This window comes from Tenebrionibacter intestinalis (assembly GCF_016632365.1).
GTDB classification, from domain to species: Bacteria; Pseudomonadota; Gammaproteobacteria; order Enterobacterales; family Enterobacteriaceae; genus Tenebrionibacter; species Tenebrionibacter intestinalis.
In genome coordinates, this window is the sequence record NZ_JAEPBH010000179.1 from 1 (window position 1) to 421 (window position 421).

Genomic DNA, 421 nt, shown 5'->3' on the forward strand with positions numbered 1-421 from the left:
ATCCCAGCTTTCATCGCTGGTCCCGGAGACCTGCGGCCCTTCGTTGCCGGCGGCATCCACGGCCGATACGGTCAGGCCGTGGCCGCCGGAGGTCAGCGCGCTGCCCGGCTTAAAGCTCCACGCCCCGGTCGATTTATCCACCGCCGCGCTGCCAACCAGCTCGCCTTTATCGTAGATATTTACCAGCACCACGCCGCCGGCCAGCCCGGCTTCGGTAATTTTACCGGCGTAGACCGGCTGGGCGTCGTCAATGGTGCTGCCGTCTTCAACCAGCCCGGTAACCGGACCCACGGCGTCGGTCAGCGTAATGCTGCCGGATTCGAACACATCGGCGCCCGGCGCAGTGGTGTCCACCGTAAAGCTCCAGCCCGCATCGCTGGTGCCGGAGACCTGCGGCCCCTCATTGCCTGCCTTGTCCACC

Annotated in this window: 1 protein-coding gene; it reads right to left on the reverse strand. The window is 66.0% G+C overall.

Going from position 1 to position 421, the window contains the following annotated elements:
* A partial coding sequence (locus JJB97_RS18380; RefSeq protein WP_238715531.1) for an Ig-like domain-containing protein occupies positions 1 to 421 on the reverse strand: 421 nt, incomplete at both ends.